16 protein-coding genes, 2 pseudogenes and 1 other annotated feature are annotated in these 19783 nt (G+C 58.0%); of the genes and pseudogenes, 14 read left to right on the plus strand and 4 right to left on the minus strand.

The window, feature by feature from the left end; all coding sequences use genetic code 11:
- Nucleotides 1–748: 748 nt before the first annotated feature.
- On the minus strand, nt 749–1624 hold the full coding sequence (locus tag PV407_RS06160) for a helix-turn-helix domain-containing protein (protein ID WP_332089019.1): 876 nt from the start codon (nt 1622–1624) through the stop codon (nt 749–751).
- A 175-nt stretch (nt 1625–1799) separates the two neighbouring features.
- On the opposite strand from PV407_RS06160, the gene PV407_RS06165 reads away from it, so the two are divergent.
- From PV407_RS06165 to PV407_RS06190, 6 genes are all read left to right on the plus strand, one after another.
- A complete protein-coding gene (locus tag PV407_RS06165) occupies nt 1800–3131 on the plus strand; it encodes an ABC transporter substrate-binding protein (protein WP_332089020.1) in 1332 nt (443 codons plus the stop codon).
- Between the two features lie 145 nt (nt 3132–3276).
- Complete coding sequence (locus tag PV407_RS06170) at nt 3277–4089, plus strand: MBL fold metallo-hydrolase (protein ID WP_332089021.1); 813 nt, start codon at nt 3277–3279, stop codon at nt 4087–4089.
- 99 nt (nt 4090–4188) lie between these two features.
- Complete coding sequence (locus tag PV407_RS06175; RefSeq protein WP_332089022.1) at nt 4189–5946, plus strand: alpha-1,3-galactosidase-related protein; 1758 nt, start codon at nt 4189–4191, stop codon at nt 5944–5946.
- Between the two features lie 149 nt (nt 5947–6095).
- Complete coding sequence (locus tag PV407_RS06180) at nt 6096–6956, plus strand: GNAT family N-acetyltransferase (protein ID WP_332089023.1); 861 nt, start codon at nt 6096–6098, stop codon at nt 6954–6956.
- Nucleotides 6957–7123: 167 nt separating this feature from the next.
- Nucleotides 7124–7367: a binding site (T-box leader), on the plus strand.
- Between the two features lie 1111 nt (nt 7368–8478).
- Nucleotides 8479–9201 carry a hypothetical protein gene (locus PV407_RS06185; protein WP_332089024.1) on the plus strand — a complete coding sequence of 241 codons (723 nt, stop codon included), beginning with the start codon at nt 8479–8481 and terminating at the stop codon, nt 9199–9201.
- Nucleotides 9202–9281: 80 nt separating this feature from the next.
- Nucleotides 9282–9614 (plus strand): GNAT family N-acetyltransferase, encoded by a 333-nt coding sequence (locus PV407_RS06190; RefSeq protein WP_332089025.1) that lies wholly within the window; start codon nt 9282–9284, stop codon nt 9612–9614.
- 662 nt (nt 9615–10276) lie between these two features.
- On the opposite strand, the gene PV407_RS06195 is transcribed toward PV407_RS06190, so the two are convergent.
- Together PV407_RS06195 and PV407_RS06200 are read right to left on the minus strand one after the other, a co-directional pair.
- A complete protein-coding gene (locus PV407_RS06195) occupies nt 10277–10672 on the minus strand; it encodes a (R)-mandelonitrile lyase (protein ID WP_332089026.1) in 396 nt (131 codons plus the stop codon).
- Nucleotides 10673–11071: 399 nt separating this feature from the next.
- Nucleotides 11072–12121, minus strand: a complete 1050-nt coding sequence (locus PV407_RS06200) for an NAD(P)-dependent alcohol dehydrogenase (protein ID WP_332089027.1) — start codon at nt 12119–12121, stop codon at nt 11072–11074.
- 197 nt (nt 12122–12318) lie between these two features.
- Between PV407_RS06200 and PV407_RS06205 the strand changes: the two genes are divergently transcribed.
- From PV407_RS06205 to PV407_RS06235, 7 genes and pseudogenes are all read left to right on the plus strand, one after another.
- Nucleotides 12319–12876, plus strand: coding sequence for a TetR/AcrR family transcriptional regulator (locus PV407_RS06205; protein WP_332089028.1), 558 nt, complete (start codon nt 12319–12321; stop codon nt 12874–12876).
- Between the two features lie 293 nt (nt 12877–13169).
- Nucleotides 13170–13661, plus strand: coding sequence for an Lrp/AsnC family transcriptional regulator (locus PV407_RS06210; RefSeq protein WP_332089029.1), 492 nt, complete (start codon nt 13170–13172; stop codon nt 13659–13661).
- Between the two features lie 23 nt (nt 13662–13684).
- A complete protein-coding gene (locus tag PV407_RS06215; protein ID WP_442951631.1) occupies nt 13685–14902 on the plus strand; it encodes an aminotransferase class I/II-fold pyridoxal phosphate-dependent enzyme in 1218 nt (405 codons plus the stop codon).
- 104 nt (nt 14903–15006) lie between these two features.
- Nucleotides 15007–15282, plus strand: coding sequence for an aspartyl-phosphate phosphatase Spo0E family protein (locus PV407_RS06220; protein ID WP_332089049.1), 276 nt, complete (start codon nt 15007–15009; stop codon nt 15280–15282).
- A 142-nt stretch (nt 15283–15424) separates the two neighbouring features.
- On the plus strand, nt 15425–15946 hold the full coding sequence (locus tag PV407_RS06225; protein WP_332089031.1) for a hypothetical protein: 522 nt from the start codon (nt 15425–15427) through the stop codon (nt 15944–15946).
- 263 nt (nt 15947–16209) lie between these two features.
- Nucleotides 16210–16602: pseudogene (locus PV407_RS06230) on the plus strand (sugar ABC transporter permease); the annotation flags it as partial.
- Nucleotides 16603–16612: 10 nt separating this feature from the next.
- Nucleotides 16613–17172: pseudogene (locus PV407_RS06235) on the plus strand (rhamnogalacturonan lyase family protein); the annotation flags it as partial.
- A gap of 179 nt (nt 17173–17351) precedes the next feature.
- Here PV407_RS06235 and PV407_RS06240 read toward each other — a convergent pair.
- On the minus strand, nt 17352–18167 hold the full coding sequence (locus PV407_RS06240) for an AraC family transcriptional regulator (protein ID WP_332089032.1): 816 nt from the start codon (nt 18165–18167) through the stop codon (nt 17352–17354).
- 244 nt (nt 18168–18411) lie between these two features.
- On the opposite strand from PV407_RS06240, the gene PV407_RS06245 reads away from it, so the two are divergent.
- Nucleotides 18412–19749 (plus strand): ABC transporter substrate-binding protein, encoded by a 1338-nt coding sequence (locus tag PV407_RS06245; protein WP_332089033.1) that lies wholly within the window; start codon nt 18412–18414, stop codon nt 19747–19749.
- The last annotated feature ends 34 nt before the right edge of the window (nt 19750–19783 follow it).

Genomic DNA, 19783 nt, shown 5'->3' on the forward strand with positions numbered 1-19783 from the left:
TCATCCTGCACCCTCTACAATGGAGATTTTTTTCGGTTTTGTCCACGAAAATGGTATAATATTTGGAACAAATAGTAAATTATAGATCGTTTTTTTATATGTGAGCTTTGATGCAACGCTAGTGGAAAAGCTCCCGTTAAATCTATGCCGCATCGGTAAAAATCGCGATTTGGGCGAAAATAACAGGAGGTTTTCCCTCTAGTGAGGCTAGCAGCGGGGGGATCGGCAAAATAACAGGAGGTTTTACGGTAAAACCACGATCCTCGGTCGCGGCGGGGAAACGAAAACGATACATACAGAGGCAGTAAAGACAGTTACCTGACCGAACGCGTGATTGCAGACGAAACCGGCCCGACGTCATGGGAATTCGATTGCCCTGGAGTGACCGGCGGCGCCTGCGCCGTGGAAAAAATAGCGCACCTAAGCGCACTATCGCCGCAAAACCGCCGCATCGGGGGCGAATAGTGCGCTTTCGCGCCTTATCCGGCCGCTTCCGAGCGGGCGGGGCGTCTGCGCCGTGGGGATAGCGCACCTAAGCGCACTATCGCCGCAAAACCGCCGCATCGGCGGGCGAATAGCGCGCTTTCGCGCCTTATCCGGCCGCTTCCGAGCGGGCGAGGCGCCTGCGCCGTGGGGATAGCGCACCTAAGCGCACTATCCCCGCAAAACCGCCGCGTCGGCGGGCGAATAGTGCGCTTTCGCGCACTATCCGGCCGCTTCCGCCGCCCGGCCGCAGCGCCCGCCTGGCCTAATCGAACAAGACGACGTGGTCGGTCGAATGGTTTTTGCGGAACCGCCCCGGCGGAAGCCCGAAGCATTTGCGAAACACCTTCACAAAATAACTGACGTCGGCGTAGCCGACCGCCAGCGCGATCGCCTCCACCGACAAGTCGGGGCGGCGCAGCAGCTCCACGGCTTTTTCCATGCGCACTTTGGTAAGAAATTCGATCGGCGTCTTGCCGACGGTGCGATGAAACAGCTTGATCAAATGGCTTTTCGTCACGCCGAGCCGGGCGGCCACCCCGTCCAGCCCGTCGATTTCGCCGTACTGCTCCTGCAGCAGCTTGGCCGCTTCGGCGACGACGTCCGGCCACTTTTTCTGCAAATCGTAACCTTTCCGGAACCGATACAGCTCCATGACGAACTGGTAGCCCATCGCCGACGCTTTGTAGGCGTCCGTTATTTGTTTCATCGACGCTTCATGATGGATGTACTTGAGCGTGCGGATCGGAACCGAATAGTCGGGCAAATAAAAAACCGGCCCGAGGGCGCCCTCCAGAGCAGACCAACATTTTGCAACTTCGTCGCCTTCGAGCGAAATGAAGATGCATTCGTAATGGTCGCTGTCGCCCGGCAAAAAGTACCGGTAATCGCCGTAAAACGGAATCATGAACGCTTTGCCGGGTCCGAGCGGGAACGTTCGGTCGCCGATGCGGATCTCCCCGCGGCCGGATAACGTATACTGGAACAAATACGGTCCGCCGCCGTCCGTACGGGTGAGGCCGTCGAAGCTGTAGCCGGCGAAGTTGTCTTCCCAGCCGACGGCGGTAATTCCGATGGGCGGAGAAGGAGTCCCGTCCCGAAAACGGAACATATAGCTGTTTTTTTTCTGAACAAGCTCCATGACGATCCCCTCTCCCCACCGTCCGGCATCGTCCGAAACTGAACAACATTTTACCATTTCAGGCCAACATCGTTCATTGTTCGGCTTAAACGGCGGCCGTATACTTACTATAGAAGGCGCGCTGGGAAATGTCCACCGTTTGAAAACGAATTCACCATCGCATGGGGGTGCGCAAATGCAATTGAAAAAAACATTCTTAACGGCCCTGACGCCGGTCATGGCCGCGTCGTTTCTGCTCGCGGGCTGCGGGAGCGGGGACGGCAAGACGGGACAATCGTCCGACACGCCGCCGGAGACGCAAGCGCCGGCCAAAGTCGTGGCGTACTCGTATTGGCAGGAGTTTTCCGACGACTATTGGAACACCGTACTGCTGGCGCCGCTCAAGAAAAAGTACCCGAACATCCAGCTCGAAATCGTCAAGCCCGGCAAAAACGGGACGGCCAAGCTGGTCGAGATGATTACCGCGGGCGAAGTGCCCGACATCGTCATCAGCGATATCGGAACGGCTCCGGCGATCGCCGACCTCGGCTTCAACTACGACATGTCGCCGATGATCAAAAAGTACGGCATCGATCTGAGCAAATACGACCAGGAAACGCTGAATTACGTAAAAACGTTCAGCAAAAGCGGCGGCCTCATCACGCTGCCGTATTCGACCAATTTTATCGGACTGTTTTACAATAAGGACATTTTCGACAAGTTCGGGGTTCCGTATCCGAAGGACGGGGTGACGTTCAAGGAAATCGTCAGTTTGGCCAAACGGCTCACCCGGAAAGAGCAGGAGACGCAATATATCGGCTTCGACCACAACAGCATCCACTTTTTGGCCGGGGGCATTACCCGGGATTACTTCGATCCGCAAACCGGCAAAGCGAATTTGTCGACGAAGGAGTGGCGGATGGCGTACGAGCTGCTCAGCGAGCTGATCGCGATTCCCGGAAACCGCTTTCCCCAGGATCAGAAGCAAATCACGAGATGGCACAACGAGGATTTTTACAAAACGCAAATCGTGGCGATGATCGGCGTGCCGAACTTGATTTCCGCCGGACTGCAAACCGTCCCGGACATGAACTGGGACATGACGAGCTATCCGGTGTTCGAGCAATACCCGAAAACGGCCCAGGCGGCCGGCGGCCGCGGCATGTTCATCAATCCCGGCAGCAAGGTGCTGGACGCCGCGTTCAAGGTCGTCGAAACGGCGATATCGCAGGAGTCGCAAATCGTCATTTCGAAAAACGGCGAGCAGCCGTTTATGCTGACGAAGGAGACGATGGACGCGTTTTGCGCGGATTTGCCGTATACGAAAGGCAAAAACGTGAAGGCCGCGTTCTACAACAAGCAAAATTATCCGAAGCACCCGACGGAATACGACGGAACGGCGCTCGGCATCGCCTATACCCGTTCGCTGGACTTGTATGCCGGCAAAGATATCAATACGGTCATCCGCGAAACCGAGGAAGCGATCGACAAAGAAGTCGAGAAGCTCAAGGCGGCAAAAAGCAAGTAAGGTTTCGGGCGGCGGCCGGGTAAGCGGCGAGACGCCGGCAACGGCAACGGCCCCGGCAACGGCATTGGCAGCAGCAAGACCGGCCCGCCGTATGCCCGGCCCGCCGCACGCCCGGCAAGCGGCGCCATAAGGAGCGTGAACGAAGTTGGATATTACGTTTTTGGGAACGGCGGCGGCCGAAGGCATTCCGTTCCCTTTTTGCGACTGCCCGACGTGCAGGCATGCGCGCGAGCATCGGGGACGCAACGTGCGAAGAAGACAGTCGATTTTGATCGGCGGCGATTTGCTCGTCGATGCGGGGCCGGATTTGTACGCTTCGTGCGCCGATCTGGGGCTGTCGTTGACGGAGCTGCGCTACGCTTTGATCACGCACAGCCACCCGGACCATTTTCAGACGGTCAATTTCGCATTTCGGCAAAAAGGGTTTCGGCTGCAAACCGATCTGCGGCCGCTCACGGTCGTGGCCTCGCCTTTGGTGTTCGCGAAGTGGGGCGGCGCCGGCGTGTCGGACGATTCCGCCGCCCTGGCGCGGGTATCGTGCCTGCCGAACGACCGCTTGTCGCTGCCGCCTTACCGGGTGCACGCGATCGAGGCGACTCACATCGCGGAGGCGATGAACTACGTGATCGACGACGGCCGGCATAAGCTTCTGTATGCCAGCGATACGGGCCTGTACCGGGAGCATGTATGGGAGACGGTGAAGGATCACCGTTTCGACGCCGTCATTATGGAATGCACGCTCGGCAACCGGACGCGCGGGCCGACCCATATGAGCGTCGGCGATATGAAAACGATGCTGGCAAGGATGCGGGAGCTGGGCTGCATCGACGATTCGACGCCGGTTTACGCGACCCATTTTTCCCATCAGCAGGTGGAGCCGCACGAATCGCTGTCCCGCATGCTGCTGGAGGAGGCCGGCGTGCATTGCGCGTACGACGGTCTGGTCGTGACGTTGTAGGGCGGCCGAATGACCGGCAGGGCGCTCGTTTCGGGCGCCTTTTCGTATTGAGCATGAACAGATAGAGAGAACATAGAGAGACGGAGAGGAACGCTTGCGATGATAATCGACATGGAGAGCCGCGGATTGAAAGGCGACCGGGAGCAGGATGCGACGCTGGCGGTGTTCGAGGCGCTGCGCGATTGCAGAGACCGGCCCGGGGCGAAGCTCGTGTTTCCGCAGGGGCGGTATCATTTCCGCCCGGAGCTGGCGGTCGAGCGGCATTTGTACATTACCAATCACGATCAAGGCGGAACGCGAAAAATCGCCTTTCCTTTGACCGGGCATTCCGGCCTGACGATCGACGGCCAAGGGTCCGAATTCGTCTTCCACGGCTCGATCATTCCGTTTGCGATCGATCGATGCGAAGGGATCGAGCTGAAACGGTTTTCGATCGATTGGGAACGGCCGATGTTCGACCAAGGCACGGTCGTGGAAAAGGGCGAGGACTCGTTCGACGTTCGCCTTCGCGAAGGGACGGCTTACGAGGTCAAAGACGGGAAGCTTTATTTCGCCTACGACGGCGGTTGGCTGCCGGTATGGGGGCTGCACGACATCGATCCGGCGACGATGGCTCACGCTTACCAAAGCGGGGACCGGATCAGCTGGAGCTCGTTCAAAAAGCTGCGGATCGACGAAATCGGCCGCGGACTCGTTCGCGTATCCGGGCATCCGCGGCACGTCCCGGCCGTCGGCAACCGGATCGGCATGCGGTTCGGCCGGCGGGAGCATCCGGGCTTTTTTTTGCAAAACAGCTCCGATATCCGCATCGAACAAGTAGCCGTGCATCATGCGCCGGGGATGGCTCTGGTCGCGCAGCGCTGCGCGGATATTCGCCTGCGGGAGTTCGACGTGAGGCTGAAGCCGGGATCGGACCGGGTGTTTACCGCTACGGCGGATGCGACCCATTTTACGAATTGCCGCGGCTCGATCACGATGGAACGCTGCTTGTTCGAAAATCAGCTCGACGATCCGTGCAACGTGCACGGCATTTACTCCCGGATCGAACGGCGGCCGGCGGATGACGCGCTGCTCGTCAAGCTGATGGAGCCGATGACCAAAGGCGTCGCTATCGCCGAACCCGGCGACCGATTGAACGTCGTGGCGAGCGATTCGCTGCTCGCTTACGGATCGGCGACGGTGGCCGGCGCGGAACGGATCAACGCCGATTACCAGCTGATCCGCTTTCGCGAACGGCTGCCGGAACAGCTGCGGATCGGCGACGTTGTGGAAAACGCGACGTGGAACCCCGACCTGACCGTCCGCCACTGCACCGTACGGGCGAACCGCGCGCGCGGCTTCCTCATTACGACGCCGGGCAAAGTGCTGCTGGAGCACAACACGATCAGCGCGCCCGGCTCCGCCGTCAAAATTTCCGGCGACGCGAGCTCTTGGTTCGAATCGGGGGCGGTGCGGGACGTGACGATTCGGGACAACCTGTTTCTGTCCAGCAACTACTGCTGCCCGGACTGGGGAAAGGCGGTCATCGACATCGATCCCGAGATCGCCGATCCGGAGGCGTACGGCGAATGCTACCACCGCAACATTCGGATCGAAAACAACCGGTTCGAAACGTTCGACATCGGCCTCGTATACGGGCATTCCGTCGACGGCTTCGCCTTTCGGGGCAATCGGATCGTCCGCACCCGCGACTATCCGATGCACGGCTACATGAAGCACGCGATTCAAATGAAGGCGGTGCGGAACGCGGACGTTTCCGGCAACGAGGCGCCGCCCGAATACGATTCCGTTTTGCTGGGAGGTACGGTTTATTCGCTCGCGGAAGGAGTCCGGCTGGACGGCGCGGGCGACGAATAGACGAAAGGCGGGAAAGAGGGCCGCGTCCGCGCGGCTCTTTTTTGCCTGCGGCCGACCATAGGCTCTTGACCGGCGCAGACGTCGAGGCTAAGATCAGGATACATGCGACTGGAACGCAAAAACGTCAACAAGCGGGATGGGGGATTGCGATGAAGCCGTTGGAGCTGAAGCTGTACGATAGCGCGACGCGTTTTCTCGGCGACGCCGAAGCGCATCTGGAACGGAACGAGGCCGCGAGCAACCTGCTGCTCGGACTCGCTTACGCGCTAGCGAAGCAGGAATCGGCCGGTCAGCGGCTTGCGCTGCCGGAGCTCGGAACGGTGCGGGACGGCGACGGCCGGATCGTCCTTGCGTACCAACTGAACGCGTTGAACCTGGTCGTGCAGGGGGACGGGCCGGAGCTTGAGGAGGCGGTTCGCCTTGTCGCCCGGCATCTCGTTTCGACGCGGCGCGAGGTGCCCGGAGTCGTCGGGTCCGTCGAAGCGGCGAAGGCGCTCGCCTTCGAATGGGGGGCGGCCGCGGGCAAAACGCCGTTCGTCAAAATGAACCAGCGCATTTACCGGCTCGACCGCGTCAACCCGGTGCGGATCAGTCCCGGCGCGCTTCGTTTGGCCGAAGACGGCGACGCGGAGCTGATCGCCTCGTGGCTTCACGAGTTCGCCGAGTCGATCGGGGAAACGATGAGCCGCGAGGAAGCCGCCGCCAAGTCGCGGGATAACATCGCGAGCGGTTCGCTGTACGTGTGGGAAGACGGCCGGCCGGTCAGCATGGCGAAAAAATCGAGGCCGACCCGGCACGGCATCGTCGTCACGCTCGTCTATACGCCGCCAAGCTTGCGCAACAAAGGGTACGCGACGTCGTGCGTCGCCTCGCTCAGCCAGCGGCTGCTGGACGACGGCTACGCGTTTTGCAGCTTGTACACCGATTTGGCCAATCCGACCTCGAACGACATTTATGCGAAAATCGGCTATAATCCGGTTCAGGACTCGATTTTGTACCGGTTTCGATGAAACGGTCGGCGGATGGTGCCGGGGCGAAGACGGGGCCGGAGAAGCGTTTGGCAACCGAGCGCCTGGGAAAGCGTCTGGCAAAGCGTCTGGCAAAGCGTCTGGCAAAGCGTCTGGGAATCGTTGACATCGCGAACCGTTTACGCTATAAATGATTGTAACTTATACGACAAACGTTGATGAACGGGACAGTACTTCGCGGCATCCAGTCGAAGCGAGCCGGGTTTGGTGCAAGCCGGTACGGATGCCGCGGGCGAAGCGGGCCCGGGAAACGGTCTGCCGAACTTTGCGGTGCAGTCAGTAGGCAGACCCGGTCCTCGTTGCGGACCGTTACGACAATGAAGCGGCCGCACCCGCTTAAGGGTGCGGCACTTAGAGTGGTACCGCGGGACCGAATCGGCTCTCGTCTCTTTATGGAGACGGGAGTCTTTTTTTGTTCCGCAGGCCGTCGGACTTCGTTAACGGCGCGAGTCGCGGGGCGGGAGCGCGGAAGCGAAGCCGGAGAGCGAGAGGCGGGAGGCGAAGCCGGAGAGCGAGAGGCGGAGCGAAGCCGGAGAGCGAGAGGCGGAGCGAAGCCGGAGAGCGAGAGGCGGAGTGAAGCCGGAGAGCGAGAGGCGGAGCGAAGCCGGAGAGCAAGTCGGGAGCGAAGCCGGAGAGCCGGGGGCGGCGGCAGCTTTTGGCAGGTCAGGTAACATCGGCTGCCGGACAATAGCGAACCAAAGTTGGCTAATACTGAATCTTGCTGCGCTAATTTCGGTTTCGTCGTCCGATTTCATCGAATAACGAACTTGGCGTTACTATTAGCGAATCCAAGTTCACTTTTAGTAAGATCATGTTCGCTAATATGCCGGAATAGCGCAATCGGACCGATAATAGCGCAGTCAAGTTCGGTAATAAGAAAATTTAGTTCATTGTCTTGAGTAAGTCCCAATGTATCAAGAGCGAAGCGTCGAGCCACGAGGTACGGCTGGAGGACACATACCGGGAGCTTTTGGCGGGATTGGCGAAATCGGCTGCAGGAAGAAAGCGAACCCAAGTTGGCTAATTTTGAACCACGATACGCTATTTTCGCTTGGGTCGTTCGATTTCATGGAATAACGAACCTGATGTTACTATTAGCGAACCTATATTTACTTGTAGTAAGATCGTGTTCTCTAATGGCCGAAATTGCGGAATCTGACGAATAATAGCGCAGTCAGGTTCGGTAATAAAAAAATGCTGTTCATTGTTTCGTCCCGCACCGAGAGGAACGATTACCGAGGTTGATGCTTGTTTTCTTGCTGCGCCAAGAGGGGGAATTGACTGGTGTGCTTTTGCTGCGGCAAGAGGACGATTGAAGTCGATGCGTAGGAGTCGCAACCGGGGGCATCTATCGAGGCCGGTACGTCACGCCTCGCGATTTGTTCGCTCCGCTCGTACGCGGAGGAACGGCAGCCATCGTCGCCCGGCCGGGGATGGGACAGCTCGTCATGCTGTCCGAGCTGTTCCGGCGGCTGGGGCGGGATCGCGGCTACGCCACCGTATTATGGCGGCCGCAGGACGACGCGCCCGGCCTCGAGGACGTCCTCGCCGAGGCGGAGGCGGCGAAGGCGTCGCCGACGACGTATACGCCGCCGTATCCGCTTTTCGCGACGAGCGCGACGTGCTGCTCGGAGCCGACCGGTCGGTCGTGCTTTCCGGGGAACTGCACGCGCTGCGAGAGCGTCTGCAGGAGGCGGGGGCGCGGCCGGTTACGATCGTGCTCGTCGATACGCGAGGCGAGTCCGTCGACGAGGACGTCCCGTACGGCCCGCTCGACACGATGTGGAGGTTCGACGCCGATATGGCCGCCCGCACGATGTACCCGGCCGTCGATCCGGTCGCGTCCACGTCGACGGTGCTGGAAGGTGCAGCTGGAGGCGGCGCATTTGGCCATCCAGCAACGGGCGCGCAAGCCGATGCGGCGCTACCGCGAGCTTCGTTCTCTCGTCCGGGCGAGCGGCGAAGCGAAGCTGCCGAGGCGGAGCTGGCGACGTACAGGCGCGGCAGCCGGCTGGAGGCGTTTCTGATCCAGCCGTTCCACGTTGCCGAGCCAATCACGAAGCGCCCCGGCGAATGGATCGCGCTGGCCGACACGTTGGACGGCGTGCGCCGCATCATGGACGGAGCGGCCGGCGAAACGGACGTCGGGCGGCTGACGTATATCGGCCGGCTTGAGCTCGAACCCGGGCTTGTGCCCGGGAACGGGTCGGAGCCGGAAGCGAACTAAGAAATAAGGAACGTTCTGCAATGCGTTCGCATTGAATAATTATACATCATATTGTATAATTACAGTCGAGGTGAACGTTTATGAAAATCGCGTTTGACAATGCGCTGCCCGAGCAGGCGCAGGTGGCGGCGTTAATTCGGGAAAGCGGACTCGAAGGCAAATGGGACGCCGGCCGCTTTTTCGACGGACAGCCGGGCGGAAGCCGCGTCATTTCCGCATACGACGCCGGCCGGCTAGTGGGCGTAGGCCGTATGCTGGAGGCGGGCCCGAACGAGGAAGGCACGCAAGGCCGGCTCGATATCGTCGTGCTGCCCGATTACCGGAGCCGCGACATCGTCGGCACGATTTTCAAGCTGCTCAAAACGCCGCGTCCGCTCCCGGCACGCGTTCCCGAAACCGTGCCAATCAATTAACGAACGAAAGTAATCAGTTAGTGAACCGCACTTACGCGAATCCCGATCCAAATGTGCGATTTGTGCGAATAACAAATCGGAAGTCACTAATAGCGAACTTTAGTATCGTAATAACAAAATGATGTTCATTATTCGCCACATCAGCCGAAAAACGCCGACAATAGGGAAATCAGGTTCAGTAATTAAGAAATTTGGGTACGCTAAGGGGAACCTGCTCCTCGCTAAACCCGGTCCAGAAGCTCGATTTGTGCGAATCGCGAACCGGAAGTTACCAGTAAAGCGCATGGGTATCGCAATAACAATTTTGACACCGACGTCCGAATGTTATTCGTCCCGGTGCAAGGAGAAAAGTCCGCTTACGCGGACTTTTCTCGGCTTCACGATTGTTGTCTCATGACCGTTGCATTGCTGAACAGGTATACTTCGGGTTTGATCCAGGACTTTCAATCCGATTTTGCCTCAACTGCATCGCCCTGCGTTTGGCGCGCCATCTTGCGGATCATCGAGGGAACCGGACCGGGGAAGCCATCGAATCGAATGGCTTCGCCATCTCCGGGAACGACGGCAAACGACCAAGTGCCGAAAATATACCGCCGGCATAGCCGGTCCAACCGCAGGCGGATTGTCGTTACCGGTCCTGTTATAAGATACTCCTAGTCCGATCAGGCTTGGTATTGATCGTCACCGACTTTTTCCATCCAATCAACCGCCTTGCCGTCAAGACGTTCTTGAATCGCAATGTGGGTCATCGCCGTGGTCGGAGAAGCGCCGTGCCAATGCTTCTCGCCCGGCGGGAACCAGACCACGTCGCCGGGACGAATTTCCTCGATCGGACCTCCCCAACGTTGAACCCGTCCGCTGCCCGCGGTTACAATCAACGTTTGACCTAGCGGATGGGTATGCCATGCCGTCCTTGCGCCAGGCTCGAACGTAACGATCGCTCCCGCTGCGCGTGCAGGATCGGGCGCCTCGAACAGGGGATCAATGCGAACCGTTCCGGTAAAATAGTCGGACGGTCCTTTGCCGGAAGGTTGCGAGCCGTTACGTTTGATGTCCATTGTCCAATACCTCCAATATGAGTTTTGCAGGTCTATATCTGTTATCCCGCATGATTGCCGATCGATTCGTTCACCTTCTCCGAAAAATTCCCCGTAACCTTCCGGCCCAATCGTCGTTACCCAAAGATGGACTCGTCGGCCTGCTTAGGCGTTCTTGGTGCAGACGGTCTGCCCGGATCCGACCTTCCCCGTCCCCTTTTCCGGATCTCGACTTTCGGCCCAAAAGCCAAAGGTGACCGGCTCGTAGCCGATTCCTCGATTCCGCCGGCAACCGAGTGCGACTTTCTTCGACGTTCCATCCTTCATATCTCGACTGCTGAACTTGGATTCCCGCCTGTTCACCAGCGAAAGAGGCACGCCGGTGTAATCGTGCCCCTATTGTTTCGCCGGGATGAATCGTTATTCATTCTCCATCGTACTGATGTCGATTACAAACCGATACCGGACATCCGATGCCAGCACGCGTTCCCAGGCTTCATCGATCCGGTTGGCGGAAATCACTTCGATCTCGGGAGCAATGTCGTGTTCGGCGCAAAAGTCCAACATTTCCTGCGTTTCGCGGATACCGCCGATCATCGATCCGGCAAACGACCGGCGATGACCGATAAGAGACATGACGTGAACGGACAACGGGTCCGCCGGCGCGCCGACGTTGACCAGTGTACCGTCCAAGGCCAGCAGCGAAAGGTAGGCATTGACATCCACCTTCGCGCTCACTGTATTTATGATGAGGTCGAACGTACCGGCCAGCCGCTTGAACGTCTCCGGATCGTTCGTGGCATAATAATGGTCCGCGCCAAGCCGCAAACCGTCTTCTTTCTTCTTCAAGGACTGGGACAAAACCGTAACCTCCGCTCCCATGGCATGAGCGAGCTTCACGGCCATATGTCCAAGCCCGCCAAGACCAACGACAGCGACCTTCTTGCCGGGAGCGGCTCCCCAATGGCGCAGCGGCGAATACGTCGTGATGCCGGCGCACAAGAGCGGAGCGGCGGCGTCCAACTCCAAGCCGTCGGGAATTTTAACCACGAAGTCTTCGGTTACGACGATGTGGGTGGAATAGCCGCCCTGCGTATACTGCCCGTACCTGTCGACGGCCCCATAGGTGCCGGTCATTCCGTTGAGGCAATACTGCTCTTCTCCCTTATGGCAGTTCGCGCACTCCCCGCAGGAGTCGACCATGCAGCCTACTCCTACGCGGTCGCCAACGGAATACTTGGTCACTTCCGAACCAACCCGTGTGACGATTCCGGCGATCTCGTGCCCTGGCACGAGAGGATATCGGACCGGGCCCCACTCGCCCCGTGCGGTATGGATGTCGGAGTGGCAAATGCCCGCGTATTTAATCTCGATGAGGACATCGTGCGGCTGGAGGTCCCTGCGTTCGATCGTGGTCAGTCGGAACGGACCTTCCGGATTGAATACGGCACGTGCGCTAGCATTCATCATATAGATCCTCCTATGATCATGGGATGATTGGTTTGCAACATAAAGCGAATAAACAAAATAAATTGTTTAATCAACTCTTGTCTATTATTATAAGGTTATGAAGCGTACAATCAATGGTTAAAAAACCGCGAAACGTTGATATATCAACAAATGAATCAAAAATGTCAATGAACTCGGAGGCAGGGTGAATCATTTCGATGACCAAGCTGGATCGAAGAATACTTAAAACGCAGGAATCCTTGAAAAAAGCCGTTATTGAGCTGATGGCCGAAAAACCTTTCGATGAAATTACCATACAGGATATCGCGGACCGCGCTAACGTAAACCGCGGGACCATTTATCTACACTATCAAGACAAATACGATTTATTGGATAAACTCATAGAAACATATTTTAATGAATTGGGGGAAATGGAGAAGTGGGCGTGCGAGATGGATTGGATCGATGCGCTTGTACCTTATTTTGAATATTTCGAGAAAAATTATTTGTTTTTTTCGACGATGCTGGCAAGCAAAGACGCTAAAGGGGCCCCGTCGTCTTTCAGAACTCGGCTTCTCGCTTCTTTTATGGAAGGATTCAAAGGCGAGATTGACAGGGAAAGCGGCAGGAATGCAGATTTAAGCGAAGATGTAATGCTGCAATACGCCGGGACGGCCTATGTAGGGATCATCGAATGGTGGATCAGGAACGGCATGCCGTACCCGCCGCAGGTTATGGCCAAACAAGTCGGGACCTTGCTGGAGAGAACCCTGTAAGACAACAAGAGCGGCTAACGGCGCATGAAAGCCGAACTCGGCAGGGTCGGCTTATCCGCATTCACCGTCCCCAAAGACCGAGATTCCGGCTGAGGCTGCGGCATCTTGTCATGTTACCTTACATCCCGATGCGGCCGGCGGTATAGGCGGATGTGCGGCGCAGTGCGCTTTGCGAGCTCCGGGACGGGGTTATTTTGCTTTGCTTCGCGGGCGAATTGGTGTATAGTGGTTTTATCGTTTTCTTGAAAACGAGACGGGGATATCCGCGAACCTTACAGGAGGTAAACTTCGACATGGAACAATTGAAGCTGAAAGTGCTTGAGCTCTTGAAAGAAGACGCTCGACGGACCCCGGATCTCGTAGCCACGATGCTTGGCGTCGATGTCGACGAGGTTCGGCGAGCGATTAAGGAGATGGAGGCGGACCATATTATCGTCAAATACGCCACCGTCGTCAATTGGAGCAAGGTCGACGACGAGAAGGTGACCGCGCTGATCGAGGTGCAAATTACGCCCGAACGCGGCCGCGGCTTTGACGCGATTGCCGAACGCATCTATCTCCACCCCGAAGTGAAATCCGTTTACCTGATGTCCGGCGCGTACGACCTGCTGGTCGAGATCGAAGGGAAAAATTTGAAAGAAGTCGCCTCGTTCGTGTCGAGCAAATTGTCCCCGATCGAAAGCGTCCTTTCCACGAAAACGCACTTTATTCTCAAAAAATACAAGCAGGACGGGATCATCTTCGAAGATCACGTCGAAGACTTCCGGATGCATATCTCTCCATAAATATACAAAGGAAGATTCGGATGATGAAACAGGTGCAAGCGAACACGGAAACGGTCCGCGATACGAATTCGATGACACGGTTTTTAAACCCGCTCGTGCGCGACATGCCGCCTTCGGGCATTCGCAAATATTTCGATTTGGCGAGCGGCAACAAAGAGATCATTTCGCTCGGAGTAGGCGAGCCGGACTTCGTCACGCCTTGGCACGTCCGCGAAGCGGCGGTCGCTTCGCTCGAGCGGGGACGGACGACGTATACCCCGAACGCCGGCCTGCCGGAGCTGCGGGAGGCGATCGCCGAATATTTATATAACCAGTTCGAAGTGAAATACGAGCCGAAAAACGAGGTCATGGTGACGATCGGCGGCAGCGAAGCGATCGATTTGGCGCTGCGCGCGTTCATTTGCCCCGGCGACGAAATTCTCGTGCCCGAGCCTACTTATATTCCTTACGCGCCGATCAGCACGATAACGGGCGGCGTCCCGGTCGGCATCGAAACGTTCGCGAAGGACAACTTCAAGCTGACGCCGGAGGCGCTGCGCGCCACGCTGACGCCGCGCTCGAAGGTGCTCATCCTGTGCTACCCGAGCAATCCGACGGGCGGCATTATGACTTACGACGATTTGCTGCCGATCGCGAAAATCGCCGAGGAGCACGATCTGATCGTCATTTCCGACGAAATCTACGCGGAGCTGACGTACGGCACGCGACACGTGTCGATCGCCTCCCTGCCGGGGATGAAAGACCGGACGATCCTCGTCAGCGGCTTCTCCAAGGCGTTCGCGATGACCGGCTGGCGGATGGGCTATGCGTGCGGACATCCGGACATTATCGCCGCGATGCTGAAAATTCACCAGTATACGGTCATGTGCGCGCCGGTCATGGGACAGGTCGCCGCTTACGAAGCGCTGACGAAAGGAATGGACGAGAAAGACCGGATGATCGAGTCGTACAACCAGCGCCGCCGTCTCGTCGTCAAAGGCTTCCGCGAAATCGGCCTCGAATGCCACGAGCCGCAGGGCGCCTTTTACGTCTTCCCTTCGATCGCGTCGACCGGGCTGTCGTCCGACGAATTTTGCGAACGGCTGCTCAAGGAAGGCAAGGTCGCCACGGTCGCCGGCCACGTGTTCGGCCTGGGCGGCGAAGGCTTCATCCGCTGCTCGTACGCCTCGTCCGTCGCCCAGCTGCAGGAGGCGATTCACCGGATCGATACGTTCCTGAACAAGCTGAAATCCGGCGCATAGCGCGCCTGCGGCAATTGTAAAACTATTACACTTTTTCCTTATACTCTGGTATAATTGGCGTAGGTCATAAGCCACAGTTCGAGGAGAGGAAGGGATCGGCATTGATGGCGACGGATGTCGGATTCGACGAGCATCCCCAAGCAATCGGCACCGGCAAAGAGCACGACCCGTTACACCGGCCTTATCGCGTCATCCGAAAGCCACGATCCGAAGCGGCCGACGCCGCGCACGCGCTGCAAGACGAAATATCGAGCTTGCGCCGCCAAATGGAAGAAGCTTTTGTGCAGTGCGATTGTTTTACGTCCGAATCGGTTATGGCGATCAGCCGGCTGCTGGACATCAAAATAAACGAATATATGAAAGCCGTTCGGAAGGACTAGGCCCGCCCTGGTCCTTTTTTGTGCCGTTTCGAGCCGTGCCGGGCCGTGCCGCCAAGGCGTTCCGGACCGCCCGCAAACTTTCGTTTGGCCGTCCCCCGTGCTATCATAGAGAGGTGTAAACGGGATGTGGAGGGAAATCGACATGAAAGCGTTCTGGAAAAAGGGCGGTCTGCTTGCGGCGGCGCTCGCGATGCTGCTGGCGGTGACGACGGCGTGCGGGGGGCCGAAGGCGGATGTCCCGATTTTTATGATGTTCCCGCAAAATTCGCCGTTCAACAAGCAGGACGAGCTGAAAAAAGCGCTTCAGGCGCAGGTCGGCGAGACGCCTACCGTGGATATCTCGATCAGTCCGATATTCGAGCTGCAAAAAATGGTCGTGGAGCTGGCCGCCGGCGAATGGTCGATCTACGTGCTGCCGAAGGAGCAGTTCGAAGGCTTCAAGCAGCAGGGAGGCTTCGTCGAGCTGGACGACGTGCTGAAAAAGGAAGATTTCCCGGACGGCGTCAGCGACGGCCATCTGGTCGGCATACCGCTGAAGGATTCGAAACTGCTGAAGGACGCCGGCTACAAGGGCGGCGAAGTGTACGCGTTCATTACGCAGCGGGTGAAAGAAACGAAGCGCGACACGGCGAAGCAGGTGCTGAAAAAGCTGGCGGAACGGTAAAGGCAGTCCGGGCGCCCCGACCATCGCTGTACAAATACGAAAAACCGTTCGTTCAAGGAACGGTTTTTTCGCGTTTCCGGGCGAGCCGGATCGCCCCCATCCATTTTTGCTCCGGTTTGCACATTTTTGAGAGCGCGGCGTTCGCCCGCCCGGACGCCCCGATCAAAAAAGTCCGATTGCCGGAAAATCGGCGCTGCCGCATAATCGAGCTACCGGCCGCTGCGGCGGTTCGCGGAATAGGGTGCAACGGAGGTGAACGCCCGATGAGGCAGGCCGCGGCCGAAGCCCGAAGCGCCGGGCGGCAGTCCGAACGACAGTCCGAGCCGTACCGGACGACCGTGGCGAAGCGGCTGAAAAGGGATAGATGGCTGTATGCGCTGCTGACGCCGGGACTGCTTTATTTCCTCGTCTTCAAGTACGTCCCGATGTGGGGCGTGCTGCTCGCCTTCCAAAATTACCAGCCGTTCACCGGCTTTTGGAGGAGCGAATGGGTCGGCTTGGACCATTTCCGGATGTTTTTCGGAAATCCCGACTTTTTCATGCTGCTGCGCAACACGCTGCTTCTGTCTTTGTACAATCTCGTCTTCTTTTTCCCGGCGCCGATCGTTTTGGCGCTGCTGCTGAACGAAGTCCGGCTTTCCTTCTTCAAACGGACGAAGCTGCAAAATGCTGCTCGGCGATTTGGACGGCGACGGGCGGATGGAGATGGTGCTCGTGCAGCCCGACAACCGCCGGGACGTCCGCTACGTTCCCCACCAAGCGCAATGTTTGACCGCCTTCGATTTGCAGGGCGGCCTGATGTGGCAGATTGGCACGCCCGATCCGGAAGCCGGCGGCCCGGGCTCGGATTACCCGGCCCAACTCGTCGATATCGACGGAGACGGGCGGCTCGAGGTCGTCTGCGTCATGGACGGCCTGTTCCATATCATCGACGGCGCACCGGAGAAAAGAAAGCGTCGCACGCGCTCCCTCACCCCGAAGCGCACGACTGCATCATCATCGCCAATTTGACGGGCGGCCCGCAGCCGACGGATATTATTTTGAAGGACCGTTACCGCCGCATGTGGGCGTTCGACAACCGGTTCCGGCTCCTGTGGACGCACGAGGGCAATCCGGGCCATTTTCCATGGCCGTTCGACATCGACGGCGACGGCATGGACGAGGTGATGGCCGGCTACGACATGCTGGATCACGACGGACGGCCGCTTTGGAGCTGCGTCGATCTGCTCCGGGCGTCCGCTCGATTTGACGCGCAAAAGCGGAAGCCCGCTGCCGCAGCCGAAAAGGCTGTACAGCTCCACGCTGTATCCGGGGGGCCAAATCCCGTAAGGCTCGCGTTTTGCTGCTAGGCACCCGGTTCAACTCGATCCGGCCCGGCCCGGTACCCCGTCTCGAGATTTCTGTCTCAGCGGTAGTTGCGGCGGTACTCCGACGGCGTGACGCCTTCGTGGTGGCGGAACAGGTGGCAAAAGTAGCTGGAATCGTGAAAGCCGACCGATTTGCCCGTTTCGGCGACCGACAGCCGGGTGCCGATCAGCAGCTCCTTCGCCTTCTGCAGCCGCAGCTTCGTCAAGTACGCCCCGGGCGTCATCTGCATCGTCTGCTTGAAAATGCGGCATACGTATTGATGCGTAACGCCGATCGACGCCGCGAGCTCCTCCAGCGAAAAGCCGCCGGCATAATGGCGCTCCATGTAATCGAGGGCGCGCTCCAGCAAGGCGCCGGCCGGCGAGTTGGGCCGCATCCGCTCGGCGACGCAAGCGGGCAAGTCGACGAGGAAGCCGTACAGCTTGCCGGACGTTTTCAGGCTCATATCGGGCGTTTTCATAATCGCCGCCGTGTAGATGTCGTGGATATGCCGCTCCAAGAGCCGCGTATTGCACAGCGTGAACAGCTCCGACCGGTTCATGTGCGACAGCTGCAGCAGCGGACGGACGCCCGGACCGTTGAAGGCGACCCAGTGCGTCTCCCACGGCTCCTCGACCGCCTCGTAATGATGGGCGGAGCCGGGGTATACGAGCATCCCCATGCCCGGCTTCATGACGTATTCCGCGCCTTCCAGCACGAGCCTTCCTTTCCCTTTCACCGTATGAAGCCAAATGAATTCCGCGTAGCCGTTTTCCCTGCTGATCCGGCTTTGATTGGCCATGCCTCCGACGCTGTACACGTATACCGGCAGCAAGCTTTTGTTCGCGATCATCGGGACGACGAACTTTTTCATGGCGCTTCCCCTTTTGTTTCAATTTCTTATATTCAGACTCAATATTTCGGATTGCGGCGGGCAGGGAAAAGGATTACCTTGTATGTAGAATATGATAAACCAGCGGCAAGACGCGTTCAACCGGGACATTCAAATTACACGCTTTCAACAACGAGAGCGGAAGTCCGGACAGGCGCGGAAGAGAACGGATTTTTCAATGAAAGCGCTGCCATAGTTTCGGGCGAAACGAAAGGGGAGAAAGCCGATGAAGGCGAAATGGCTGAAATGGGCCGCGCTCGCGATGCTGTCGGTTGCGGCATCCGGCTGCGGGACGGCGAACGAAACGGGCGACGCGAAGACGGGCGAGGGCGCGCCGCGTCCGCAAGCTCCGACCGACAAGCCGGTCGAGCTCGTATTTTACTCGATCGCCCGGGACAGCGAGGAAACGTTCAACGAACGATACGGCAACGCGATCAAGAAAAAGTTTCCGAACTTGACGATCAAGTACGTGAAACGGGTCGCCGGGGAAACCGACCTGCAGCAGTACGTCGTGACCGGGCAGCCGATCGATTTGATCTGGGGCTCGCTCGGATCGTGGCCGGCGATTCTCGATTTCAAGCTGGAGACGGATATGACCGATTTGGTCAAGACGCACGGCATCGACCTGTCCTCGTTCGAGCCGTACTTGATCGACGCGATCAAGCAGTACGGGGGCGGGAAGCTGTACGGGCTTCCTTTCGAGAACAGCGTGAACGTCCTGTACTACAACAAAGATTTGTTCGATAAATTCGGCGTCTCCTACCCGAAGGACGGCATGACGTGGGACGAATTGCACGACCTCGCGAAAAAGCTGAACCGCAGCGAAGGAAACGTCAGCTATACGGGCTTTTCGACGAGCACGAACCAAACGTTCATTACGAACCAGTTCGGGCTTCCGCTGATCGATCCGAAAACGAAAAAATCGACGTTCGGCGACCCGAGATGGAAGCGGATCGTCGAAGGCGAGTTCGTCCAGTTTGCGAAAGAAACGATGTACTTGGACGTCGCCGACAAGCTTCGCAAAGGGGGAGCGCTCAATCTCGCCAATTTCAACAAAGACTTGGTGCTCGCCATGTATCCGTCCGGTCCGCTGCTCCCGCTCGTGCAGCCCAAGGAAATGTCCGCCTTCAAATGGGATATGGCGGCGATGCCGACTTTCCCGGAGGCGAAAGGCGTCGGCTACTCGGCTTATCCGAACTATATGAGCGTAACCGCCATGAGCAAGGAGAAACCGATGGCGATGGAAGTGTTGAAATTTTTGACGTCGAAAGATTTCCAGACGACGCTGTCCAAGTCGGGCAACATGACCGTGCTGCAGGACAAGGCGATCCAGGACGCGATGGGGCAGGAGAGCGCGTTCAAGGACAAACATTACAAGGCGTACTTCTACAACAAATTCGCGCCGATCGGCGAGAAGTCCGACCTGGACAGCAAAGTGCCGGCTTACAATTCGATAACCTCTCTGCTCATGAAGGTGGCGAAAGGCGAGATCGACACGAATACGGCGCTGCGGCAGGCGGAGGAGGACGTGAACAAAAAAATTCAGGAAGCTCTCGCCAAATAACGGCATAACGAGCGGAACAAGGAGGGCGCTATCA

This window comes from Paenibacillus sp. GYB003, assembly GCF_036577625.1.
Taxonomy (GTDB): Bacteria; Bacillota; Bacilli; order Paenibacillales; family NBRC-103111; genus Paenibacillus_AB.